Consider the following 22,546-nt stretch of genomic DNA (forward strand, 5'->3'; position numbering starts at 1 on the left):
TTCAAGCCACTTGGGGTGTGTTGATCAATGCCATTTGCATGCTGCTTTCAATCAGGTCTTTGGGCAGGTTCAATGACCACGCGCTGGCGGTCAAGGCCATCCACAGCAAGGCCTCTTCTTCGGGGAAGCGCACTGGCACCTCAATCAAGGAGTTGTTGACGTTGCAGTTTTCGAGGCATTCAATCATGCCGCGGTGAATGACCACAGCGCGTCCGCCTTCTTTCAGGTGTGCCTGTATGACCGGGTTGTCTTTGTGACGTGAAATCCAGATGATTTGTCCGTCACACAGATCACGCAGGGGCAGCAGGCCTACTTCATCGGCATTCAGGATGGCATGGCCTTCGGTGAGCACGAGGTCAACGGCGGTGCGTGCTGAGTTAAACAACTGCTCAGATGTCTGAATGTCCCAGGGTTCAAGTCCGTCTGTGCTTCCCAGGCTGGTGACCACGGACACATGACAGCGGTCGTAGGGAATGCCGTGCTCAAGCAGGGTTTGCATGTTGAGTTTGGCAATGGCCGTGTTTACGCGCTTGCTGATCAACATGCGTCTGCCCGATTCAAAATCTGTGGCGTCCTCGGTTTTAAGATGCCGGTCTCCGATCCACAAGCCTTGATCACAGGCCAGCCCGACGACACGACCTTGGGTCGTCAAAATTTGATGAAGCAGGGTGCCGAAGTGCTTGAGTTCGTCGCCGCCCAGATAGTTGACGATTGGAATACGGCCATTTTCAGGTTCCGGAAACAGCGATTCGATGATTTTTTCGCCGATGTTGCGGCCTGGCCCATTGCTGGGTTTGATGTGCATCAACAAGCCAGGCCCGGCGTTGACCTCAATCACGGCAATGCTTTGCCCTTCAGGCGGCTGGTCAATGTGCTCACAGACCAGGTCGATGCCGGCGATGTCAAGGTGAACAACCTTGGCTGCCAAGGCCGCCAGGCGAGCGATGTCTGGGTGAATGCTGTCCGTGACGTCCAGGGTGGCGTTGCTGTTTCGTTCAATGATGACCTGCTGGCCTTCTGGCACCACGCTGTCAGGCTGATAGCCTTGACGCTGGATCTCCAGCAGGATGGCCAGGTTTTTGGTTAAATCCACCGGGGTGAGGGTGTATTCCTCCTCTTCACCGCGCCGGGGGTCTGTGTTGATCTGGCTTTCGATCAGCTCGGTTACCGTGGATTTTCCGTCGCCGGTGATCTGAAAAATTTCACCGCGCGCGACGGCGGCCACTTCGCCGTTGATGACCAGAACACGGTGCTCGTTACCGCGTATAAACTGTTCAACCAGCACGTCGCTGCCTTCTTTGGCGGCAATGTGCCAAGCTGCTTCGATGTCTTCCTGACGGCTCAGTTCCAGGCTGACTCCGCGTCCGTGATTGGCATCCGAAGGTTTGACCACCACGGGCAGACCAATGTCTTGCGCAATTTCCCAGGCTTTTTCAGGGGATTCGGCCATTTCACCTTCGGGGATGGGAACGCCACACAGAGAAATCAATTCTTTGCACAGGTGCTTGTCGCTGGCGATGCCCTCTGCGATGGCCGAGGTCTTGGTGGATTCGGCGGTCCAGATGCGTTGTTGCCGTTCTCCGTAGCCAAGCTGAACCAGATTGCCTTCGGTCAGACGAATGAAGGGAATTCGACGCTCGTAGGCTGCGTCCAGAATGTGTTGGGTGCTTGGGCCGAATGCGTATTTGTCGACCACCGCTTTCAGCGCCTTGATTTCTGAAGGCATGTCAAATGGCGCTTGGTCGATGGCGGCTTGCAGCAGGCGCATACCGGTGTGCAGGCAGGCCATGCCCACTCGTCGCTCGGTGGTGCGAAACACCATTTTGTAAATGCCGGTTTTCGACGTCATTCGGGCTTTGCCAAACCCCACAGGCTGACCGATCATTTCGTGCAGTTCGATCACAACATGTTCCAGAATGTGTGCCGCGTACGTGCCGTCGCGCAGGCGCTCCAGAAAACCGCCTTTTTCCCCGATACCGCAGCGGTGTTCAGCCAGGTTCGGTAGCCAGGTCGTCAAGGATTCGTAAAGGCCGGGGATCAGATTCGAAGGGGCCTGTTCAAGGTCATGAATGTTGATCAGGGCCTCAATGCAGGGGCGATACGTCCAGATGTTGGGACCGTTGAGCCAGGAGGTCTTGATTATCTCCAATTTGCGCTGCGTCATGTCTTTTTTTATTTCCTGCAATATGGGTACAGAGGATTTTGTGAAATAGTAACGTCTAATTTCCCGGAATAGTGGTGTAGCATTAGCCCGTTTATTAACACTGGGGTTTTTCGCTTGAAAACCGTTGGATTTGCGCTGAATCAGCAAGACAAAAATGCACTTGAAAAGCAGTTGCACAAGTTGGGGTGCGAGTTTGCTTTTTGCAGTGACATGTCGCCTGATTTGACGATGCAGCCATCCATCCTGTGCTTCAACGAGTCAACCGTGTTTGTGTTGACAGGGCCGGGGTTTACACCCGTTTTCCAGGCGCTTTGTGACGAAGTGGTTCATTTCGATCTCAGCGACCATGCTGGTCTTTGTACCTTGTTGATTCGACAGGAAAATGGCCTGTTCCGCTTTTTCAGCAGTTTCTCCCTGCACCGTGTACTTGAGGAGTTTGTCGGTCTGTTGCAATCGGACGAGCCAGCGCCCGAGGAAGTAGAAGCCGTAGCTGAGGAACTGGATCCAGACGACGAGCCGGTGTCCACCCGTGCGCTTTTTCGTTTGGTGCGTTTTGCAAAGCCCTATCGCTGGAAGCTGTTTCTTGGTTTCATGTTGACCTTGGGGTCCACGGCCGCAACGCTGGTGCCGCCTTATCTCACCATGCCGCTGTTTGACGATGTTTTGATTCCGTTTCAGGCTGGGCAACCGCTCAAGGGTGATCTGGCCCTGTTTTATCTTTTGGGTTTGTTTGGCTCTGCGATTCTGGCGGCGTTGTTGGCTTGGGCAAGAACCTATGTGTTGGCGCTGGTGTCGGAAAGGATTGGTTCAGACCTTCGCACCAGCACCTTTAAACACCTTTTGAACCTGTCGCTTGATTATTTCAGTGCCAAGCGCACAGGGGACCTGATTTCCCGGGTCAGCTCAGAGACGGATCGCATCAACCTGTTTTTATCCTTGCACGCGCTGGATTTTTTGACTGATGTGATCATGATTGTCATGACAGCGGCCATTTTGATGACGATCAACGTCAAGCTGGCTTTGCTGACCTTGCTGCCCTTGCCCGTGATTGCCTGGTTGATTCATCTGGTTCGCGAACGCTTGCGGGCCGGTTTTGAAAAGGGCGACCGTGTGTGGGGCGAGATCACCAACATTTTGACCGACACCATTCCGGGTATTCGGGTGGTCAAGGCCTTTACTCAGGAAGAGCGTGAAAGCGATCGCTTTTCCGACACCAATGCACACAACCTGCGAGTCAATGACAAGATCAACCGGACCTGGTCGTTGTTTGGCCCGGCGGTGTCTTTCCTGACGGAGCTGGGCATACTTGTAATCTGGGCGGCGGGCATCTGGATGATCACTGAAAGTGAAATCACCGTGGGTGTGTTGTCGGCTTTTTTGGGTTACATCAGCCGTTTTTATTCCCGACTGGATTCCATGAGCCGCATTGTGTCAGTGACTCAGCGTGCGGCGGCGGGCGCAAAGCGCATTTTCGACATTCTGGACTATCGGTCTTCAGTGCCTGAGGCTGAGAATCCGCTGCCAATGCCTTCCGTGCGTGGGCAGATCAGTTTGCGCAATGTGTCTTTCAGATACGGCAGTCGTCAAGTCTTGAAGGATGTCAATCTGGAGGTCAACGCCGGTGAGATGATCGGCCTGGTTGGCCACAGCGGCTCCGGCAAAAGCACCTTGGTCAATTTGTTGTGCCGGTTTTACGATGTGGGTGAGGGCGCTGTGTTGCTCGATGGCGTGGACATTCGTCAAATCTCGTTGCTGCGTTACCGCGAATGCATTGGCCTGGTGCTTCAGGAGCCATTTCTCTTTTTTGGCTCCATTGCGGAAAACATTGCCTACGGGAAACCCAATGCCACTCGGGAAGAAATCATTCGCGCTGCCAGGCTTGCACATGCCCACGAGTTTATTTTGCGTTTGCCGCACGGCTACGACTCGCTGGTGGGTGAACGTGGGCAGAGCTTGTCGGGCGGCGAGCGACAACGAATTTCCATTGCGCGTGCCTTGCTGATTGACCCACGGATCCTGATTCTGGATGAAGCCACCAGCTCTGTGGATTCTCAAACCGAAAAGGAAATTCAGAAGGCATTGGACAACCTCGTGAAAGGCCGAACAACGATTGCCATTGCACACCGCTTGTCGACACTGGACAAAGCCGATCGCATTGTGGTGATGGACCGCGGCAAAGTGGTCGAAGAAGGACCGCCAAAGGTTCTTTTGGCGGCCAAGTCCCATTACTGGCAATTGCACCAGGCCCAAGAGAAACTGATGCGGGAACAGGCTCATCATGAGTAAATTCACTTTGCAGGAAAATTCGCTCGGTCTGCTGATGATTGTTCGGCCGGATGGTCAGCAAACGGGGCCAGTGCATCCGGTTCTTGCCTTTCCCTTGACCGCCCCTGAATTGGGGTTGGGCTTGGTTGATGAACATGGGAAGGAGGTGATGTGGCTGCCCGATTTGACCAAATTGGACCCGGCGTCATCAACCCTACTAAAAGCGCACCTGGCGAGGCGTGAATACAGACCGCAGATCAAGGCAATACTGCGCGTGTCCACTTTTTCGACCCCCAGTGTGTGGCAGGTTAAAACCGAAACGGGCGTCTGCGAGTTTTTGTTGCAGTCCGAGGAAAGCATTCGCAACCTGGGCGCCGGTCGTCTGTTGTTGACCCACGGCAATGGGATGCAGTTTGTGATTGAGGATCAAGCTGCGCTGGACAACAGAAGCAAGCAGTTGTTGGCGCGTTTCATGGCTTGATGATCCTTTTGAATGAGGATCAGGTTTGCTCGGCGCCCAGAATGTCGACCACGTCGATGATCAGTTTGTTGCTGATCGCAACGCGGGCAATTTTGTCATCTATCCGAATAACCTCTGTGCCTTTGATGGCCCGCAGTTTTCGTCGAATTGAGTAGGGCAGGCGATTTCGGTGCTTCCACAGCGCGGTATCGATCACCTCGCCGCGCGTGAACTTTCTCTCCCAACCGGTTGGCAACTTGCCACCCCGCGCCAGCTTTCGGGCCAGGCCCGGCGGCAGGCTTTTTGGTCGGTCGTCGCCCACCTTCGGGCCATAGTACTTGTCGTAATCGCGACCCAGCATGCCTTTCAAAATGGTCTGCTTTTCAGCGTCAGTGAACAGCCCGTCACTGAATAATTTTGCAGATTGGTCGTCTTTGGTGATGCTCAGTGCCACACCGCGGGTGGCTTCGTAAAAATCGCGTACAGGGTCGCTGCCGTCGGCACGCGCAAGATTGCCCACGGCAAGCGCTGCACCGGCAGTCAGAAAGACTGCAATCGCGAAGCTGATCATTCGTTGAGTCATGGGCCAGGTCTTTTCAGGTAAGGTCTTGCAACACGCAATGCTCGTGTAGTCTAACGTGCCTGAAGGGACTCGGGTTGACTTTTGCCTCCAGATCAGGCCTCCAGCAAAGCCTCTTCATTGAAGAAGCGTGTAGCGCTGTCCTGCTTGGTTTTTCCTGCCCGTGAAGGCATGTTGCACAATCCGCATTCGTAGTGGTCGACGAGGTCGTAGGTGTGAACGACAAATCGACCTGCACAGGTGGTGCACTTGGCCAGGGTCAGCATGCCGGCGTCAAAAAACTTGACGAGACGCCATGCGCGGGTCATGGACAGCACTTCGGGCAGGCCCAAAGTCTGAATCTGTTCGCGATACAACTCGTAGGCTTTCACCAAGGCCAATGATTCATCGATGTCACTGGCTTTAATCAGGCTTTCATAGTAGTTGGCGAACAGCGAGGAATGAATGCTGGGCTGCCAGGTCATGAACCAGTCTGTAGAAAACGGCAGCATGCCTTTGGGTGGCGATTTGTGCTTGATCTCTTTGTACAGGCGAATCAAACGCTCACGTGACAGAGTGGTTTCACTTTCAAGAACCTGAAGGCGAGCATCCAGCCCGATCAATTGGATGGCGAGTTGAATCTGGTTGGCTTCAGAGAGAATGGATTTGATTTTGGCCATGACAGTGGACTCCGTGCGTTTGTGGGGTTTCAGGCTGCGACTTCGTTCAGGTTGCCTGCCATCAGGATGGCGGCGTGGATGCCCGTGATGGAGCGGTCTTTGCTGTGGTTGCTCAGCAAGCCCCACAATTTGTCGCCTTCGAAACGCATGTTGCACATGAGTACATTGCTGCCCGCGATACGGAGCACCTGTGAGGTGGTCAGTTGGTCCAGCAATTCTGCCGTGTTTTCATCAATGCCCAAGCGAACGAGTGCTTCGGCTTTGTCTTCCCGGATCAGTTGTTGAGCCAGCAGAATGTAAGATAGGTTTGTTTCGCGAATTTGCTCAAGAAGTTGAGTTGATTTCATTTTGAATTTCCTCCCAGTGAATTCAAATTGTTCTGGCATTGTTGTGTTGTGCTGCCATGAGTGAATTCTGCGCGCTGCTATCAAATAATTAAGTCGGGCAAAATCTGAAAAGAAGGTCGTTTGTTAGCCGAATGACTCGTCAGAAAATGCCCTACACACATGGAGAATGAGACGTGAACTGGTTTGAAAAAATATTGATGCGTGTCTATGGTTGGGTGACACGGCGCTTGATTTCTGCGCGTTACAAGCAGCTGGGCTTGAAAGAGTTGCGCTTGCAAAGACCCGAGGGCGGTTGGTCCTATGTCACGGGTGGACAAGGACCTGCTTTGATATTGGTACATGGTTTCGGTGCCAACAAGGAAAATTGGCTTGCTGTTGCGCCGAGGTTGATGAAAACCCACACGGTTTACATTCCTGACCTTATCGGGTTTGGTGAATCTGACAAGCCAACCCAGGTGTCATACACGGTGTCGGCTCAGTCTGAAAGGTTGATTGGCTTTGCCGATGCGCTGGGCATCTCCCAATTTCATGTGGGGGGCAACTCGATGGGCGGCTATATTTCGGGCGTTTTGGCGGGTCTGTACCCCGAGCGCGTGTTAAGCGCCTGGATGTTAAATCCAGCTGGCGTGCAGGGGGCCGAGCCCTCCGAGGTGGCCAAGGCGTTTCTTGAACAGGGGCGCCTTGTCTTGGTGCCTGAAAACTATGGGCAGTATCAAAACATCGTGCAGATGTGTTTTTCGGGCGAGCCCCCTGCAATGCCCGGGTTCATGCGCAAGTATTTTGGTTGGGTCAATGTCATGAATCGCGATCTGCTGAAGCAGGTTTTCTATGATTTCACAAACCCGGAGGCAAACCCCACTTTGAACGACATGGTGACCAAGGCGCGCGCCAGGATGCTGCTTGTTTGGGGGGATCAGGATCGCTTGGTGGATGTCTCCGGGCTTCAGGTCTTGAAGCAGGTGAACCCTGCCATTCAGACCCAACTGCTGGAAAACACGGGGCATTGCCCGATGGTGGACCGCCCCAAGCAAGTGCTTGAGGCGTACCTGGCCTTTCAGGCTGCAGCCTGACGAAGCACGGGTAGGGACTGGAACGGGTACGCCTGTTCCAGCTCAATGGCCAGTTCAATGAGCGTGGCTTCGTAACCCAACGGCCCTGAGAAATGCACGCCAATCGGTAGACCTTCTGCCGATTGATGCATTGGAAGGCTGATCCCCGGTGCGCCTGCCACATTCTGCGCGGCGGTGTAGGCCGCAAAACCAATCAGCTTTTCCCGCACTTCCTCGAATTCGATTCGGGGGTTCAATTCGCCCAACAGGGTCGGTGGCATTCCGAGAGTCGGGCTGAGCAAAACGTCGTAATCAGAGAAAACATTTTTGTAGTCGAGCGTGAAGCGTTTGAGTCGGTTCAACGCAAATGGAAAACGCAGCAGATTTTTTCGGAAGTGCCTGGCCAGGCCATAGGTCAACGGTTCAAGTCGGCTGCTGTCGAATTGACGGTCTACCGCCAGCTTTCCGAAATGGACAAGCGACGCCGCCAGCATGCCCCAATACAGCAGAAAATCATCTGCAAACTGCGATTGGATCGGAATGGCCATGGGTTCAACGTGGTGTCCAAGTGCCTCGCATTTCTTGGCGGTCAGTTCAACCGCATCTACGCAGTCGGGATGGGCCGAACCACCGGTGACCTTGCTTGTGAAATAGCCAATTTTCAAGCGCTTGGCGGGTGGGTTTTGCAACCAGCCCAAAGGTGGAAGACTTGGGTTTTTGTATTGCCTTTCCAAAAAGGCCATGGTGGCTGCCGTGTCACGCACTGTTCTCGTCACAACGCCATCAGACACGATGTTGATGGGCAGCTTTTGAGCCATTTCATTGAGGGCTGTACGGCCTCGTGAGGGCTTCAAGCCCACCAGTCCGCAGCAAGACGCCGGTATCCGAATGGACCCACCCCCATCGTTTGCGTGGGCGATGGGCACAACACCTGCTGCCACCATAGCTGCTGACCCGCCTGAAGAACCCCCGGTTGTGTGCTGTGTACTCCAGGGGTTGCGGGTGGGTTGATCGCGCGAGAATTCAGTGGTGGCGGTCAATCCAAACTCGGGCAGACGTGTTTTGCCAAGAAAGACCAAACCTGTGCCAGCGAGTTGTTCAGTAAAGGCACTGGATTGGTCTTTGATGATTTGAGAAGTGCCGCTGGAGCCATGGCGTGTCGGCAGACCTTGGAGGTCGAGATTGTCCTTCAAAAATGAGGGTATGCCAGCAAATTGCGTCAGTTCGGCCCGGCGTGCTTCCAACTGAAGGGCCTGGTCCAGTGCCCGCTCAAGCTGAAGGCATGCTGTGGCATTCAGTGTGGGGTTTGCGAGTTCAAGTCGTTCGATGGCTGCGAGTGTCAATTCACGTGCCGACACTTTGCCGCGTTGCAATTTGGTGCTAAGTTCCACCGCATCGTCATTTCCGAGTGCGTCGTCCCGAAAGGTACTGATCGTCGTCATTTCTCTGTCTCGATGTTATTTTGTTTGTTTTGAAGTGTATCTCATTGGCCACTGTTCAAGATGTCAAATTCTCGTAAAGCACAAAATTTAACAAATATGGTCTGTCCATGCGGTGCAGGCCTTTTCTCGGGCTGTTGCAAGCCTTTTTTGGAGGGTCAGGCGACACCGCCGCACGCTGAGCTACTTATGCGTTCGAGATACAGTGCTTACGTTCTTGGGCTTGAGCCCTATCTGTTGGCAAGCTGGCACAGCAGCACTCGGCCGGAATCGCTCGATCTCGATTTACAGGGGCCGACCACCTGGCTTGGTCTGGAAGTCAAGCGGAGCGTCACTCAGGGTAATCAGGCTGAAGTGGAGTTTGTGGCGCGATATCGGCACAAGGGTGGGCCTGCTCACCGCATGCACGAGCTTAGCCGGTTTGTGTTTGAAGAAGGTCGTTGGTTCTATGTGGATGGGGACTTGAAAAGTCAATGAGTGACCCTAACTTGGAAGTGTGAAGGGTGTCTCAAAGAGAGCCCTGAACCATTTAATGTCAACACAAATTGCTTCCAAGGAGAATGAGTATGGCTACTATCGACTTTACCCCACTGTACCGCAGCACTGTTGGTTTTGACCGCATGGCCACCTTGCTGGATGCCGCTTTGCGCACCGACAATTCTGCAGGCTACCCCCCCTACAACATTGAGGTGGTTGAGGACAACAAATATCAGATCAGCATCGCCGTGGCCGGATTTGAAGAAGACGAAATCGAAATCGAGGTTGAGCGTGGCGTGTTGTCCGTGCGTGGCAAAAAATCAGTGGAAGATGAGAAAGAATACCTGTACAAAGGCATCGCATTCCGGTCATTTGAGCGCAAGTTCAACCTGGCTGAGCATGTCGAGGTGAAGGGGGCAAGCCTGAAAAATGGTTTGTTGAATATCGACCTCTTGAAGGTCATTCCCGAGCAGATGAAAGCCCGAAGAATTCCAATCGGGGGTACCACATTGAAGGCGGTGGAGCAGGGCGACGCTTCTGCTTCAACCGATCAGGCAGCCTGATCTTTATCCACTGACAGGCTTGATCGCCAGAATCTCAAGAGGGGCCAAAGCCGGTGTACACTGGCGTTTTGGTCCTTCTGTCGTTGATCTTGCCCAACTTGCCTCAGTCGCCTCTGTTGATTCGACCACTCAGTGAAATCGCGATTCTGGTCACCCCCAGGCTCTCGGTTGATCCTTTTGTCTGGCCCTCCCTGTTGAATCGGCTTCGTCAGAGTCATGACTTGCTTGCCAGCCTTCTAGACGAATCCAGCTTTGAATGGGTTTTGGCCGATCAAAGCCTGACCCTGCTGTTTCCTCCACATCTTGCATTTCCTTTTGCTCAACTGAACGCACTTTCCGATTTTCTGAATGATCATTTTCAAGCGGTGCTTGCTGATGAAGCCACACCCAAGGCGGAAGGTGTCGTGCATCTGATCGAGGTCAGTTATGGGGGCGAGGCCGGCGAAGATTTGCCAGAGGTTGCCAAACAATTGGGTTTGTCCGAGCGTGAGGTGGTGCAAATACACACTGAGCCACTCTACAGGGTTGAGTTTATTGGATTCTTGCCAGGCTTTGCCTATTTGGGTGGTTTGCCACCTTCGCTTCATTTGCCGCGTCGTGCCGAGCCTCGTGATCGGGTACCTGCCGGTGCTTTGGCCGTGGCAAGTCGCTACACGGCCATTTACCCCATGGTCAGCCCGGGTGGTTGGCATTTGTTAGGGCAATCCGAGTTCAATTTGTTTTCCACAGACCAGTGGCCGCCCAACAGGCTGCAGGCTGGCGACAGCGTGCGGTTTGTGGAGGTGTAAATGCTAAAGGTCACTTCTGCAAAGGGTTTGGGACTGGTCAGCGACCTTGGCCGTTTTGGCATGGCTGGTAGTGGGGTCGCCTGGACAGGGGCGCTGGATTTGCACAGTCTTCAACTCGCCAACGTGTATCTCGGAAACCACGAACATGCGGCCTGTCTTGAGTTCATGGGTCGTTTTTCACTGCAATGCGTCAAGTCTTGTGTCTTGATGCTTTCTTCCGCTTTGGGTCTTGCAAAGTTGAACGATCTGACCGTTGAGCCAGGCCGAACTCTGCACCTCACAGCCGGAGACGAACTGGAAATTTTCCCACCCCAACGTGGTGTTTGGACGCAGCTGGCGGTGCAGGGCGGCGTGCAGGTGCCATCTGTTCTGGGTTCGCGTTCAACGCATTTGCAGGCGGGCTTCGGCGGGCTTGAGGGGCGAACGCTTCGGGTGGGAGACCATATTCCCACCTTGCATTTGTCGGCTGACCTGAATTGCCCCGGGGAACGCGTTCATCGACGCTTGGCTTTGCCGGTCGCTACCTGGAACACGGCTGAGCCTTTGGTGGTCCGTTTTGTAGAGGGCCCCGAGATGAGCTGTTTGCCCAAGAAAGAGCAAGCCCGGTTCTGCGAACAGTCGTGGAGTTTGGGGCTGAGTAGCTCAAGAATGGGGTTTCGATTTGAAGGCCGGGCCTTGAAAACCGACAAGTTGCCTGACATGCGATCGCACGCAGTTCATCCCGGTGTCATTCAGTTGCCTCCGGCAGGGCGCCCTTTGGTGCTGATGGCGGATGCACAGGTGACGGGGGGATATCCGCGCTTGGGCAGCGTGATCCAGGCAGACTTGTGGAAGTTAACCCAGCTTTCACCGGGGCAGTCAGTGATATTCAAGCCCGTTGAACTGAGTGACGCTGTGCGGGCTCAGAAAAGGCTGCGTGGCGAAGTCAACCGCTTGCGTATGGAGCTTTTTGGCGCATGACCAAGTTCGAAGAGTCATCGGTGTTGCTGAATGCGGATTTGGGTGAAGGAGCCACTTCCGATTCAGAACTGTTCAAATTGGTGGATTTGGCCAACATTGCCTGTGGAGGCCACGCCGGAGATGAGCACAGCATGCGGCTTTGCTGTGAGTTGGCCCTTGAACAGGGTGTGAGTGTAGGCCCACATCCCAGTTATCCGGATCGAGAAGGTTTTGGTCGCCGAAGGCCGGATGGCCCGGTGCACAATTTGTATGGTGAGCTGATGCGCCAGGTGGATTCATTTCTGGAAATTGCGGCTTTGTCCAATTGCCCGGTTACGCATTTGAAAGCCCACGGGCAGCTGTACAACGATGCCGCTTTTGATCCAGTTTTGGGCGAGCTTATGCTCAAGCTAAGCCTGCACTACGGAAACCTGAAACTGCTGGTGCTTGCGAACAGTCCACTGGAAATTCAAGCCTTGAATGCAGGTGTCAACATTCTGCGAGAAGGGTTTCCCGACCGAGCCTACTGGGGCGATGGCGCCCTGGTGGAACGCAGCATGCCCGGTGCGGTGCTGCATGACAGTTTTCAAGTGGCCTCTCAGGCCAAGGCAATGGCCCTTGGGGAACCCATTTCAAGTCTGGACGGTGAATGGCTTGCATTCACTGTCGATACGCTGTGCCTGCATGGTGACAATCCACAGGCGCTGGCCAATGCCCGCGCTGTGCGCGCGATGGTGCCAAGGGCGGGAAATCCTGAACGGTAACTTAAACTGCAGGCACGAAACGCACATCCAGCGGTGGCAGCCCGTGCTTGGCGCGGGCCTGGTTGCAACGCGGGTTCAAACTGCCATCGGGCATGAACACCTCGTACTCACGACAGGGGCTGGGCCGGTTTTCATAAATGCTGCAGCTGACAGATTCACCCAGTGTTCCCGTCAATGCGGAACATTTTGGGTTGGTCTGTGAGGTGCCTTTCATGCAGGCGCGATAGAGGTTCATTTGCTCGGTCATTTCAACCGGCACATACCCACCCTCTGCCGCAGTGGTTTCTGCCCAGTAGAAGCTGATTCTGAACGTGGAGCAGCACACGCCGCAGCTTTGGCACAGCGCTTCGACGCCAGCGGTGTCGATACAAATCGTGGTGGGTTTTGACTGCATTTTGACCTCAAAAAAACAGCCTGGGGGAGGGGATGCGCAAATATAGGATTGCGGCAGGCCGAAATCAAGCGGAATTTGAAGCCAGTCGCCAGAAACAGACACTTGTTTGAGCCTGTTATGATGAGGCCATTAACGCCACATAGAAAGTCCCGGAGAAGGCATTGAGCAAGAACCCCAAGCAAGCCGACAAAGGTCAGTTAAGTCCCTCTGGTCACATGCTGGATTACGTCAGGCAACGCCTGCAAAAACACGCGCCTTTTAGTGAAATTCCGGCTCACCAACTAAATGTGTTGCTTCAAGGATGTGCCGAAACCTATTTTTCACCCAATGAGCTGATCATTCAGCCAGAGGATGGTGCTCCGGAGTTTCTGTATTACGTGGAAAAAGGCGCAGTGGTTGGGCGCAAGGGGCTGGCCGATTTATCGACCACGGGCTTTCAGTACGAGGTCGGTGAAATGTTTCCCGTGAATGCGTTTTTGGCAGGGCGACCGGTAACGGCCACCTACAGCGCACGTGAGGACACGTTTTGTCTCATGTTCACACAGGAGGCCGTGCGTGCGCTGGCCGAGCAAAGCCCCGTCTTTTCTGATTATCTGACCCGTCGAACACTGCAGTTTCTTGACCTTTCCCGCAGGGCCATTCAAGTGGCGTATTCGTCACAGACCATGGCGGAGCAATCCCTTGAAAAGCCATTGCGCGATCTTCACCGCGGCATGGCCTTTTCGTGTTTGCCAGAGACCCCACTCAGGCAGGTGCTGGAGGTGATGCAGGAACAACGGGTGGGGTCTATGGTGGTGGTTAACGCTGACAAGCGGGTGCTGGGCATTCTGACTCGGCAAGATGTACTGGCCAAGGTGGCCTTGGGTCAAAAGCCGCTGGATACGCCTGTGTCTGAGGTCATGAATCAACCCGTTCACACGCTGGAGGAGCACAACACCGCCCAAGAGGCGGTTCTCCTGATGTCCAGGTTCGGCATTCGGCACATTCCGGTGACGCGATCGGGCGTGCTGCAGGGCATGGTGTCTGAAAGGGACATTTTTGCCATGCAGCGCCTTTCATTGAAACAGATCAGCTCAACCCTGAAAGCCGCGCCAGACATTGCCATGCTCAAGGCTGGCGCACAAGACATACGCAGTTTTGCGAAAAACCTGATGGCGCAGGGCATTGCGGCCAAGCAACTCACCGAACTGATCAGCCATCTGAACGATGTGCTGACTGAGCGCATTCTTGAACTGGTTGCCAATCGGCACGGCATCGACATGCGCAGTTTTTGCTGGTTAAGCTTTGGTTCCGAAGGCCGTTCAGAACAAACCATCGCGACAGATCAAGACAATGGACTGCTTTTCGTGAGTGATCAGCCTGATGCGGATCTGGCCAAGTGGACTGCATTTGGCAAGGAAGTAAACCAGATTCTGGATCAGTGTGGATACCCACTGTGCAAAGGCAATGTCATGGCGGGCAATCCAGAATGCTGTAAAACCCAGGATCAGTGGATTGAACGTTTTGACATGTGGTTGCGTGTGCCCACACCCGAAAACCTGCTGAGAGCCAATGTGTTTTTCGACATGAGGCCACTGGCCGGCAATCTTGAGCTGGCTGCGCCTCTGAGGCGCTTCATTACCCAGAATGCGTCAAAGTCTCAGCATTTCCTGCGAATGCTGGCAGAAAACATCATGCGGTTCCGACCACCGTTGAACTGGCACGGCAGTGTAGACACGCTGGAAATTGACGAGGTTCGTACGCTTGACCTGAAAAAGCATGGCACCGCTGTCTACGTGGATGCGGCCCGTTTTTTGGCACTGGTTTACGGGGTGGACGAGGTCAACACGCGCAGGCGTTTTGAGGCGGTTGCGGGCCATCTTCATGTAGAGGCACAACGCCGAGACGCATGGGTCAGTGGTTTTGAATTTCTGCAAATGATGAGGTTGCGTATTCAGGTTGAGGAAAGCATGACCGTGCCCGGGTTGCATGATCAACCCAACGTGATCAATTACGATCAGCTTGACCAAATTGACCGGCGCATTCTCAAGGAGTGTTTCAGGGTGGGGCGCCGTTTGCAGCAGCGCATAGAGTCGGAGTACCTGCGTTGAAGGGGCCAGCAAAAGCGCTGATGAGCCGCTTGTCCAATTGGTTGTTTGGGCTTGATTACGACCGATGGATTATCGTGGATGTGGAATCGTCCGGTTTGAACGCCCGAAAGGACCGGCTCATCTCGATTGCGGCCACCGCCATCGTGTTTGATGGCAGGGGGCACCCTCGAATTGCACTCTCCGATTCTTTTGAAGTCATTCTGAAACAGCCTCCACATGTGTTCGCCGCCTTGGACAAAAGCAATATCCTGATTCATGGCATCGGGCAGGGGGCGCAAGAAAAGGGGGTTGAAGCCCGCGTCGCACTGCATGCCTTTCTGGACTATGTCGGCGATTCTCCGTTGATTGCTTTCCACAGCTGGTTTGATGAAACCTTGATTAACCGGGCCCTGAAAAAGGTACTGGGCAAACGGACCCACCGCCGTTGGGTTGATCTCGAACATGTGGCTGCCGTGCTGCACCGGGAAGATCACCGGTTGGCACTGGATGTCTGGTTGCAACGCTATTCAATTGTGTGTGATCAGCGGCACCAGGCGGCGTCAGATGTGATGGCCACTGCCGAGTTGTTCATGCGGCTTTGGCCCATGATTGAAAAACGGAAAGCAGGCACTTGGCCAGGCATTCAGAAAATTGCCGGTGGCTTGAAAACCCTGCCGGGAAGAGGCGCTTTTTAGGCAGGCAGCAATTTCTCAAGTGCCACCCGCAAATGCGCAGGTATGGCCACTGGCCGCCCCGTGGCCTTGTTCACAAACACATGCACAAAATAGCCATTGGCGCACAAATCACCTTTTGCATTGAACAGGGCGATTTCATAGCGCACCGAGCTGTTGCCGATTTTGCCCGCACGCAGGCCAGCCGTGATCTGTTCCGGAAAACCGATTGGTGCCAGGTATTTGCACTGGCTTTCAACCACAAAACCGACCACTTCGCCCTGGTGAATATCCAGCGAGCCGTGTTCAATCAGATAGCGGTTGACCACCGTGTCGAAATAGCTGTAGTACACCACGTTGTTCACATGGCCGTAGATGTCGTTGTCGTGCCAGCGGGTGCTTACAGTTTGGTGAATCGGGTATTGCTGCAGTGTTTCCATGGAGGTTTGCGTTTAAAAGCTGGCCTGATAAATGGCCCGTGCGTCTTCAAGATTGATTTCACGCGGGTTGTTTGACAAAAGCCGGGTTTGCAGCATGGCCGATTCAGCCAACCTGTCAAGGTCGGTTTCGGCAATGCCGACCTCACGAAGCCGGCTGGGCAGGCCCGTGCTGACGGCCTGGGTGGCGCACCAGTCGATAAAGGCGTGCGCGCGTTCCTCTTCGAGCACGTGCCCTGGCGCCAGTGACAGTACATCACAGAGTTCCGCATACAAGGCCAATGCAGCGGGTGCATTGAATTTCAGCACTTCTGGCAACACCAGGGAATTGCTCAAGCCGTGCGACACATGAAAAATGCCACCAATGGGATAAGCCAAAGCATGCACGCCGCCCACCGGGGCGTTGGCAAATGCCTGCCCGGCCAGGCAAGCGCCAAACATCATGGCTTGACGCGCTTCGCGGTTGTGGGGGTCAAAACACACCGTTTTCAGGTTGTTTGCCAGCAGTTTCAAGGCCTGACAGGCCAACATGTCGGAATAGGGGTTTTTCAGGCGTTTGGATGTAAACGCTTCAATGGCGTGCACCATGGCGTCAATGCCGGTGGCCGCCGTAATGTGCTGGGGCAGGCTGAGTGTCCAATCGGCATCCAACACCGCAATGTCGGCATACAGCTGGGGTGAAACAACGCCCATTTTGACGTCTTTGCCGGTGGTCACAATTGAAATGGGAGTCACTTCACTGCCTGTGCCTGCCGTGGTGGGCACCAGCACCATCGGCAAACGCGCACTGCGCACGTTGCTTACGCCGTACATGCTTTTGAGGTCTTGCTGACCCTTGGCAAGCACTGCGACCAGCTTGGCGATGTCCAGGGTGGAGCCGCCACCAATGGCCAGCACCAGGTCGGCATGGCTGTCAACCGCCTGTGCTGTTACCCGCAGCACCTGCGCCTCGGGAGGATCAGGCTCCACATCCGTACACACCGTCAGCTTGAAGTCTGCCTGAAGCAGCGCCGTGCGCACCTCCGTAAAGTGGGGCGTGGTTTCAATGTAAGGGTCAACCAGCGCAAACACCTTGCAGTCGGGCTGTAAACCATGTTGCTCTAGCAAGGGGGACATCCATTCCGGCAAGCGCTGCGTGGCGCCTGCCTGGCTGACCAAGCGATTCACTGATCTGAATTCAAATGGACTCATGCTTACATCCCCCTTTCATCTTTCAACTTCTTTTCGGTGTCCAGGCCCACACAGCCCTGACAAATATCGGCTCTTTGTTTTCAGCGTCGGTGATGGTCACCGCCACATCCACTTCGCCGCGCTCTTCGGTCTGCATCATTGTAATCTGCTCTGGGGTCAACATCGCCTCAGCGCGCATGTCTCCGCTGGCGCGCTTGCGGTAATCCACTTCCATGCGTTTAATGACTGGCACCGCATTTCCGGGCACATTCAAGCCCACCAATGCGCCCGTGGCGGATTCGGCAATCATGATCATCGCGACGGCGTGCACTGTGCCAATGTGGTTTTGAACGTATTTGCGGTTTTTGATGACCACGATGGAGTGGTTCGGCTCTATCCATTCAAATCGAAGACCAGAAGTCCGAAAGTATTTCACTGCGCGACCAAAAATCACCGTGAATGCTTTGGCCTTCAGCGCAGCTGGCAGTTTGTCAACCTGCGCGTAAACCTTTTGCAGCATGGATTTGTTGTTTGACATGGTGTCTTTTCCTTAGAGAGTCACGGCCAGACGAGTGGCCTGATTAATGGCGCGCTTGGCGTCCAGTTCTGCTGCAACAAAGGCGCCCCCTACCACATGCACGGTCATGCCCTTGGCTTGAATGGGTTCAGCCAATTCGCGCAGGGGCTCTTGGCCAGCGCACAAAATGACATTGTCCACTTTCAGGATTTCAGGCCCATGAGGGGTCAACAAATGCAGGCCCAGGTCATCAATTTTTAGGTAATCCACGCCTTGCATGAAATGAACCCTGCGGCTCTTCAGGCTGGCTTTGTGCACCCAACCGGAGGTTTTGCCAAGCCGCTTGCCAAGAGGTTCGTCTTTGCGCTGGCACAGCCAGATCTCGCGGGCAGGCGCAGGGGGTTGCGGTTCAACGCGATCGATGCCGCCTGCGTTATTCGGATCAAAAGTAATGCCCCATTCCTTTTTCCACGCCTCCAGGTCCAGCGTGGGTGACTTGTGGGCGGGGTCATGCGCAAGAAACTCTGACACATCAAATCCGATGCCCCCTGCGCCAATGACCGCCACTTTTTTACCCACCTCGGCCTTGTGTAAAAGGACGTCAATGTAGGAAAGCACCTTGGGGTGGGTCACGCCTTCGATGGCCGGGGTGCGCGGTTTGATTCCTGTCGCGAGAATAACCTCTTCAAAGCCTTCACTGGCCAAAAGGTCGGCATCCACGCGTTGCCCAAGTCGTTGTTTGACCCCTTGAATTTCAAGCTGCTTGCCGAAATAACGAAGGGTCTCGTAGAACTCCTCCTTGCCGGGTATCAGCTTGGCCATGTTGAACTGGCCGCCAATTTGGCTGGCCTGATCAAACAGCGTGACATCGTGGCCCCGTCGTGCCAGCTCTGTTGCGCTGGCCAGTCCTGCAGGGCCCGCTCCAACCACTGCCATTTTTTTACGTCGAGTAACTGGCTTGTCGACAATTTCGGTTTCGTGACAGGCCCTTGGGTTGACCAGGCAGGATGCCTTTTTCAAGGTGAAAGTGTGATCCAGACAGGCCTGGTTACAGGCGATGCAAGTGTTGATTTCATCGGCTCGACCTTCTCGTGCCTTGTTGGCAAATTCGGGGTCTGCAAGCAGAGGCCGCGCCATGGAAACCATGTCGCAGGCGCCTGAAGCAATCAGGTCTTCTGCAACTTCTGGCGTGTTGATGCGGTTGGATGCAATGACCGGAATCGACAGTACCTTTTTCAGGCGGGCGGTCTGCTCGGCAAATGCAGCGCGCGGCACCGAGGTTACGATGGTAGGCACGCGTGCCTCATGCCAACCAATGCCCGTGTTCAGCAGGGTTGCACCCGCCTCTTCGATCATTTTCGCAATGGTTTCTACTTCATCCCAGGTGTTGCCGCCTTCCACCAGATCAAGCAGGGAATGGCGATAAATGATGATGAAATTCGGGCCCACGGTCTCGCGAATTCGGCGGACGATTTCGGTGGACAGGCGTGCCCTGTTTTCGACTGGGCCACCCCAACGATCCGTGCGTTGGTTGGTGCGCTTGCAAATGAACTGATTCAGAAAGTAGCCTTCAGAACCCATGACTTCAACACCGTCGTAGCCAGCCTCTTGCGCCAGTTTGGCGGCTTTGGCAAAGCTGGCAATCGTTCTCCGAATGCCAAAATCGCCCAGCTCACGGGGTTTGAATGGATTAATCGGTGATTTGATGTTGGACGCAGATACACTCAGCGGATGGTAAGCATACCGCCCCGCATGCAACAACTGCATCACGATCTTGCCGTCGTGCTTGTGAACCGCCTCTGTAATTTTCAGGTGGTGCTTGACGGCACTTCGACTGGACATCTTGGAGGCAAATGGATACAGCCAGCCTTCCAGATTGGGGGAAAAACCACCCGTGACAATCAGCGCAGTGCCACCCTTGGCTCGTGCTTCAAAGTAGGCCGCGAACTGATCATATTCTTTGTATTTGTCTTCCAGCCCCGTGTGCATGGAACCCATCATGATCCGGTTTTTGAGTGTGGTGAAACCCAGATCCAGCGGCGCATTCAGGTGAGGGTAGGGTGTCGACATGTAACTGTCTCCTGAAAATAATGTATTAATTTGTAATGTTACTAGACGGTAAATCACTGTAGGCTCAAAAATAGCACGACCGGTCAATTTATTCCCAGGGCTTTTTTGGAAAATCCACTCGAGCTGTTCAGCAGACCCGTAAAACCCCATGGTTTGTCATACACTTGGGTTTGATTTTTGTAGTGACTCTCATTGCTTATGCACGCCTTGAAATACTGGGTTCAACAAAGCCGTCGGCCTGCTTTTCGGTTGCTGTTGTTGGCTTTGGTTTTAGCCATCGCTGCCATTTCATCAGTGGGTGTTTTTTCCGCACGCTTGCAAGCCGCCTTGCAACGCGACGCCACGCACATGCTGGGTGGTGGTCTGGTCATCGAGTCCAAAATGGATCCCGCTCGCCTGGCCTGGTTTTCCAGTCTGGGTCAGGCTGCACTGCAAGGCCTGCGCACAGCGCAAAGTGTTGTGTTCCCCAGTGTCGTGGTGTCTCGCAATGCCGATTTACTGGTTTCGCTGAAGGCGGTGTCCAATGAATACCCCTTAAGCGGGCAGTTGACCATTCGTTCTGCGCAGGGCGAGGCCGAGAAGGTTTCTCACGGTCCGCCCAGTGGCGAGGTTTGGGTGGATGAAGGCGTCCCAGGTTCACTCGGCATTCAAATCGGTGACCAGATCAAGCTTGGTGAGGTGTCTTTTCGGGTCAGTCGGCTGATTCTGGTTGAACCCGATCGTGGTGCCGGCTTTGCGAGCTTTGCCCCCAGGGTCATGATGAACAAATCAGATTTGGCCGCCACTGGTTTGCTTGGCCCGGGTTCGAGGGCAACTTGGCGGGTGTATCTGGCAGGGTCATCCAAGGCCGTTCAGGCCTATCAGCAATTGATCGAACCCAAACTGACCGCCAGTGATCACCTTGAAACAGTCGAGGGTGGGCGGCCAGAAATCAGTGGCACGCTTAACCGGGCCAATGACTTTCTGTCCATGGCGGCGCTCATTGGTGCATTGGTGGCCTGTGTGGGCATGTCGCTGGTTGCCCATCAGTTCGGCCGCGAGCAGGCGCGTGAAATGGCCATTCTCAAGAGTCTTGGATACACACCCCGACATTTGCTCAAACTCAATTTGACGGGTCTGATGCTGCTCACCGTGCTGGCAGGCGCGCTTGGCGTACTGCTTGGATGGGCCGCCCACTGGGTGCTGCTGCAACTCCTGCAGTCTTTGGTTGGCGCCACCCTACCGATGGCCGGTCTTTCCTATCTGCCTTTCGGCGTTGTACTGGCTGGCGTATTGCTGCTTGGATTTGCCGCTGCACCTGTGGCTTATGCCTTGCGAGCCCCTACCGTTGCGGTATTGCGCCAACAAGCAACTGGCTCGAAGTGGGTCAGGGGCCTCTACACGGTGGTCATGGGCGTTGCTGCCGCGGCTGCCGTGTCTGCGCTTGTGGTGTCGAATGTCAAACTGGCCATGTTGTTACTGGCTGCTTTTGTGACCACTTGCGGTGTCTTTGCAGCGGTCTTTTACGGTTTGATTCGCTGGATGAGGGCTTGGTCAGCTCGCAAGAGCTCTGGCGGGGGGCAGATTGAGGTTTTGCAAAGCATGAGTCGCCGAATGCCCCTACTGGTGGTGCAGGGCGTAAGCCTCGCCCTGGGGCTTTCAGCATTGCTGATTCTTGCTGTGGTGCAGGGCGACTTGATTTCAAGATGGCAGGCGGTCATCCCGCCCGACGCCCCCAACCGGTTTGCATTCAATATACAACCCGATCAGGCCAAAGACTTTCAGAAGCAACTGCAGACCGAGCTGCACGGTCAGGTTCGAATGTACCCTATGGTGCGTGGCCGCCTGATCCAAATTAACAAGCAGTTGATCAGGGCTGACTCTTTCAGCGATGCCCGGGCACAAGCCATGGTCGATCGTGAGTTCAATTTGAGTTATCAGGACACACTTCCGCCCAAGAACAAAGTCATTGCAGGCCAGTGGTTTGATCAAAATCCCTTTGAACCCGAAGTCTCGATTGAGCAAAGTGTAGCCAAGCGCTTGAATTTGAAGCTGGGCGATGAGTTGACTTTCGAAGTGGCAGGAGTGCCTGTCAAAGCGAAGGTCAGCAACATACGAAGTCTTCGCTGGGACTCAATGGAAGTGAACTTTTATGTCATTTTCCCGAGTGCGGTTCTGAAAGACTTTCCACAAACCTGGATTACTGCGTTCTACAGTGGTCAAGCGCAGGCTGATCAGTTAACCCGCAAGTTGGTTGGCGCATTTCCAAACGTGACCATCATCAACACAGCACTCATCATCAATCAGATTCAAAACATACTGGCCCAGGTTAGCCGGGCCGTGCAGTTTGTGTTTCTGTTCACTGTGGCGGCAGGGGGCTTGGTGGTGGCAGCCTGTATTTTGTCGGGCGCGCGAAGCCGCACCCGTGAGGCGGCGATCTACAGGGCCATGGGGGCATCGACAGCACAGCTTCAGCGAGCCGCTCTGTTTGAGCTGGTGTTGCTTGGCGCAGTGGCCGGTTTTGTGGCAGCCCTTGCCGCTGAAGTGACGGGATGGGCTGTTGCCCGTTTCGTCTTTGAGTTTGATTACAACGGCTCATGGCTGGTCTTGCTAATTGGCATCTTGGTGGGTGTTGTGGCGTCTTTGGTGTTTGGTGGCTGGTCGGTCCGCAAGGTTTGTCAGGCCCCCGTCATGGCAACACTCAGAGAGGTTGGCAACTAGGCTTACAATTGTGTTTTTGCCTTA

21 protein-coding genes are annotated in these 22,546 nt (G+C 54.5%); 11 read left to right on the forward strand and 10 right to left on the reverse strand.

Features of this window, described 5'->3' with window-relative positions; all coding sequences use genetic code 11:
• Window position 1: 1 nt before the first annotated feature.
• The gene (locus QQJ87_RS04785; protein WP_284280286.1) at window positions 2-2,164 is read right to left on the reverse strand and encodes a cyanophycin synthetase family protein; all 2,163 of its coding nucleotides are present in this window, start codon (window positions 2,162-2,164) and stop codon (window positions 2-4) included.
• Between the two features lie 210 nt (window positions 2,165-2,374).
• Here QQJ87_RS04785 and QQJ87_RS04790 point away from each other — a divergent pair, with 210 nt between their 5' ends.
• Window positions 2,375-4,450, forward strand: a complete 2,076-nt coding sequence (locus QQJ87_RS04790) for a cyanophycin metabolism-associated ABC transporter (protein ID WP_431310079.1) — start codon at window positions 2,375-2,377, stop codon at window positions 4,448-4,450.
• A complete protein-coding gene (locus tag QQJ87_RS04795) occupies window positions 4,443-4,910 on the forward strand; it encodes a cyanophycin metabolism-associated DUF1854 family protein (protein ID WP_284280288.1) in 468 nt (155 codons plus the stop codon). The genes QQJ87_RS04790 and QQJ87_RS04795 overlap by 8 nt, the downstream gene beginning before the upstream one ends.
• 19 nt (window positions 4,911-4,929) lie before the next feature.
• Here the strand turns inward: QQJ87_RS04795 and QQJ87_RS04800 are convergent, their stop codons facing one another.
• The 3 genes from QQJ87_RS04800 to flhD form a co-directional block, all read right to left on the reverse strand.
• Window positions 4,930-5,472, reverse strand: coding sequence for a hypothetical protein (locus QQJ87_RS04800; RefSeq protein WP_284280289.1), 543 nt, complete (start codon window positions 5,470-5,472; stop codon window positions 4,930-4,932).
• A 92-nt stretch (window positions 5,473-5,564) separates the two neighbouring features.
• Window positions 5,565-6,128 (reverse strand): flagellar transcriptional regulator FlhC, encoded by a 564-nt coding sequence (flhC, locus tag QQJ87_RS04805; RefSeq protein WP_284280290.1) that lies wholly within the window; start codon window positions 6,126-6,128, stop codon window positions 5,565-5,567.
• Window positions 6,129-6,157: 29 nt separating this feature from the next.
• Complete coding sequence (gene flhD, locus QQJ87_RS04810) at window positions 6,158-6,475, reverse strand: flagellar transcriptional regulator FlhD (protein ID WP_284280291.1); 318 nt, start codon at window positions 6,473-6,475, stop codon at window positions 6,158-6,160.
• Window positions 6,476-6,648: 173 nt separating this feature from the next.
• On the opposite strand from flhD, the gene QQJ87_RS04815 reads away from it, so the two are divergent.
• The gene (locus tag QQJ87_RS04815; protein WP_284280292.1) at window positions 6,649-7,545 is read left to right on the forward strand and encodes an alpha/beta fold hydrolase; all 897 of its coding nucleotides are present in this window, start codon (window positions 6,649-6,651) and stop codon (window positions 7,543-7,545) included.
• Here QQJ87_RS04815 and QQJ87_RS04820 read toward each other — a convergent pair.
• On the reverse strand, window positions 7,530-8,966 hold the full coding sequence (locus QQJ87_RS04820) for an amidase (RefSeq protein ID WP_284280293.1): 1,437 nt from the start codon (window positions 8,964-8,966) through the stop codon (window positions 7,530-7,532). The two genes, QQJ87_RS04815 and QQJ87_RS04820, sit on opposite strands and share 16 nt — an antisense overlap.
• 60 nt (window positions 8,967-9,026) lie before the next feature.
• Here QQJ87_RS04820 and QQJ87_RS04825 point away from each other — a divergent pair, with 60 nt between their 5' ends.
• The 5 genes from QQJ87_RS04825 (at window position 9,027) to QQJ87_RS04845 (ending at window position 12,494) form a co-directional block, all read left to right on the forward strand.
• The gene (locus QQJ87_RS04825) at window positions 9,027-9,440 is read left to right on the forward strand and encodes a YchJ family protein (RefSeq protein ID WP_431310075.1); all 414 of its coding nucleotides are present in this window, start codon (window positions 9,027-9,029) and stop codon (window positions 9,438-9,440) included.
• An 89-nt stretch (window positions 9,441-9,529) separates the two neighbouring features.
• Window positions 9,530-10,003, forward strand: coding sequence for an Hsp20 family protein (locus tag QQJ87_RS04830; protein ID WP_284280295.1), 474 nt, complete (start codon window positions 9,530-9,532; stop codon window positions 10,001-10,003).
• Between the two features lie 98 nt (window positions 10,004-10,101).
• On the forward strand, window positions 10,102-10,791 hold the full coding sequence (gene pxpB / locus QQJ87_RS04835; protein ID WP_284280296.1) for a 5-oxoprolinase subunit PxpB: 690 nt from the start codon (window positions 10,102-10,104) through the stop codon (window positions 10,789-10,791).
• The gene (locus tag QQJ87_RS04840) at window positions 10,792-11,751 is read left to right on the forward strand and encodes a 5-oxoprolinase subunit C family protein (protein ID WP_284280297.1); all 960 of its coding nucleotides are present in this window, start codon (window positions 10,792-10,794) and stop codon (window positions 11,749-11,751) included. It abuts the gene before it with no gap.
• The gene (locus tag QQJ87_RS04845) at window positions 11,748-12,494 is read left to right on the forward strand and encodes a LamB/YcsF family protein (protein ID WP_284280298.1); all 747 of its coding nucleotides are present in this window, start codon (window positions 11,748-11,750) and stop codon (window positions 12,492-12,494) included. The genes QQJ87_RS04840 and QQJ87_RS04845 overlap by 4 nt, the downstream gene beginning before the upstream one ends.
• Window position 12,495: 1 nt before the next feature.
• Here the strand turns inward: QQJ87_RS04845 and QQJ87_RS04850 are convergent, their stop codons facing one another.
• Entirely contained in the window at window positions 12,496-12,888 is a 393-nt protein-coding gene (locus tag QQJ87_RS04850) for a YkgJ family cysteine cluster protein (protein WP_284280299.1), read from the reverse strand.
• A gap of 161 nt (window positions 12,889-13,049) precedes the next feature.
• Between QQJ87_RS04850 and QQJ87_RS04855 the strand changes: the two genes are divergently transcribed.
• Both QQJ87_RS04855 and QQJ87_RS04860 read left to right on the forward strand, forming a co-directional pair.
• Window positions 13,050-14,978, forward strand: coding sequence for a DUF294 nucleotidyltransferase-like domain-containing protein (locus QQJ87_RS04855; RefSeq protein ID WP_284280300.1), 1,929 nt, complete (start codon window positions 13,050-13,052; stop codon window positions 14,976-14,978).
• The gene (locus tag QQJ87_RS04860; RefSeq protein WP_284280301.1) at window positions 14,975-15,652 is read left to right on the forward strand and encodes a 3'-5' exonuclease; all 678 of its coding nucleotides are present in this window, start codon (window positions 14,975-14,977) and stop codon (window positions 15,650-15,652) included. Before QQJ87_RS04855 ends, QQJ87_RS04860 begins: the two co-directional genes overlap by 4 nt.
• Here QQJ87_RS04860 and QQJ87_RS04865 read toward each other — a convergent pair.
• The 4 genes from QQJ87_RS04865 to QQJ87_RS04880 are packed head-to-tail and all read right to left on the reverse strand — an operon-like array spanning window position 15,649 to window position 19,822.
• Window positions 15,649-16,068 (reverse strand): acyl-CoA thioesterase, encoded by a 420-nt coding sequence (locus QQJ87_RS04865; protein WP_284280302.1) that lies wholly within the window; start codon window positions 16,066-16,068, stop codon window positions 15,649-15,651. The two genes, QQJ87_RS04860 and QQJ87_RS04865, sit on opposite strands and share 4 nt — an antisense overlap.
• A gap of 12 nt (window positions 16,069-16,080) precedes the next feature.
• A complete protein-coding gene (locus QQJ87_RS04870; RefSeq protein WP_284280303.1) occupies window positions 16,081-17,256 on the reverse strand; it encodes an iron-containing alcohol dehydrogenase in 1,176 nt (391 codons plus the stop codon).
• 22 nt (window positions 17,257-17,278) lie between these two features.
• A complete protein-coding gene (locus QQJ87_RS04875) occupies window positions 17,279-17,773 on the reverse strand; it encodes a DUF4442 domain-containing protein (protein ID WP_284280304.1) in 495 nt (164 codons plus the stop codon).
• A 12-nt stretch (window positions 17,774-17,785) separates the two neighbouring features.
• Window positions 17,786-19,822 carry an NADPH-dependent 2,4-dienoyl-CoA reductase gene (locus tag QQJ87_RS04880; RefSeq protein WP_284280305.1) on the reverse strand — a complete coding sequence of 679 codons (2,037 nt, stop codon included), beginning with the start codon at window positions 19,820-19,822 and terminating at the stop codon, window positions 17,786-17,788.
• A 198-nt stretch (window positions 19,823-20,020) separates the two neighbouring features.
• On the opposite strand from QQJ87_RS04880, the gene QQJ87_RS04885 reads away from it, so the two are divergent.
• A complete protein-coding gene (locus QQJ87_RS04885) occupies window positions 20,021-22,522 on the forward strand; it encodes an ABC transporter permease (protein ID WP_284280306.1) in 2,502 nt (833 codons plus the stop codon).
• The last annotated feature ends 24 nt before the right edge of the window (window positions 22,523-22,546 follow it).

It is taken from the genome of Limnobacter litoralis (genome assembly GCF_030160455.1).
In the GTDB taxonomy this organism is placed as follows: Bacteria; Pseudomonadota; Gammaproteobacteria; order Burkholderiales; family Burkholderiaceae_B; genus Limnobacter; species Limnobacter litoralis.

What these genes read in the sequence shown, in the direction of transcription:
- QQJ87_RS04785 (WP_284280286.1), bottom strand. Translation starts at nt 2,164, where the DNA reads ATGACGCAGCGCAAATTGGAGATAATCAAGACCTCCTGGCTCAACGGT.
- QQJ87_RS04790 (WP_431310079.1), top strand. Translation starts at nt 2,375, where the DNA reads ATGTCGCCTGATTTGACGATGCAGCCATCCATCCTGTGCTTCAACGAG.
- QQJ87_RS04795 (WP_284280288.1), top strand. Translation starts at nt 4,443, where the DNA reads ATGAGTAAATTCACTTTGCAGGAAAATTCGCTCGGTCTGCTGATGATT.
- QQJ87_RS04800 (WP_284280289.1), bottom strand. Translation starts at nt 5,472, where the DNA reads ATGACTCAACGAATGATCAGCTTCGCGATTGCAGTCTTTCTGACTGCC.
- flhC (WP_284280290.1), bottom strand. Translation starts at nt 6,128, where the DNA reads ATGGCCAAAATCAAATCCATTCTCTCTGAAGCCAACCAGATTCAACTC.
- flhD (WP_284280291.1), bottom strand. Translation starts at nt 6,475, where the DNA reads ATGAAATCAACTCAACTTCTTGAGCAAATTCGCGAAACAAACCTATCT.
- QQJ87_RS04820 (WP_284280293.1), bottom strand. Translation starts at nt 8,966, where the DNA reads ATGACGACGATCAGTACCTTTCGGGACGACGCACTCGGAAATGACGAT.
- QQJ87_RS04825 (WP_431310075.1), top strand. Translation starts at nt 9,027, where the DNA reads ATGTCAAATTCTCGTAAAGCACAAAATTTAACAAATATGGTCTGTCCA.
- QQJ87_RS04830 (WP_284280295.1), top strand. Translation starts at nt 9,530, where the DNA reads ATGGCTACTATCGACTTTACCCCACTGTACCGCAGCACTGTTGGTTTT.
- QQJ87_RS04840 (WP_284280297.1), top strand. Translation starts at nt 10,792, where the DNA reads ATGCTAAAGGTCACTTCTGCAAAGGGTTTGGGACTGGTCAGCGACCTT.
- QQJ87_RS04845 (WP_284280298.1), top strand. Translation starts at nt 11,748, where the DNA reads ATGACCAAGTTCGAAGAGTCATCGGTGTTGCTGAATGCGGATTTGGGT.
- QQJ87_RS04850 (WP_284280299.1), bottom strand. Translation starts at nt 12,888, where the DNA reads ATGCAGTCAAAACCCACCACGATTTGTATCGACACCGCTGGCGTCGAA.
- QQJ87_RS04865 (WP_284280302.1), bottom strand. Translation starts at nt 16,068, where the DNA reads ATGGAAACACTGCAGCAATACCCGATTCACCAAACTGTAAGCACCCGC.
- QQJ87_RS04870 (WP_284280303.1), bottom strand. Translation starts at nt 17,256, where the DNA reads ATGAGTCCATTTGAATTCAGATCAGTGAATCGCTTGGTCAGCCAGGCA.
- QQJ87_RS04875 (WP_284280304.1), bottom strand. Translation starts at nt 17,773, where the DNA reads ATGTCAAACAACAAATCCATGCTGCAAAAGGTTTACGCGCAGGTTGAC.
- QQJ87_RS04880 (WP_284280305.1), bottom strand. Translation starts at nt 19,822, where the DNA reads ATGTCGACACCCTACCCTCACCTGAATGCGCCGCTGGATCTGGGTTTC.
- QQJ87_RS04885 (WP_284280306.1), top strand. Translation starts at nt 20,021, where the DNA reads ATGCACGCCTTGAAATACTGGGTTCAACAAAGCCGTCGGCCTGCTTTT.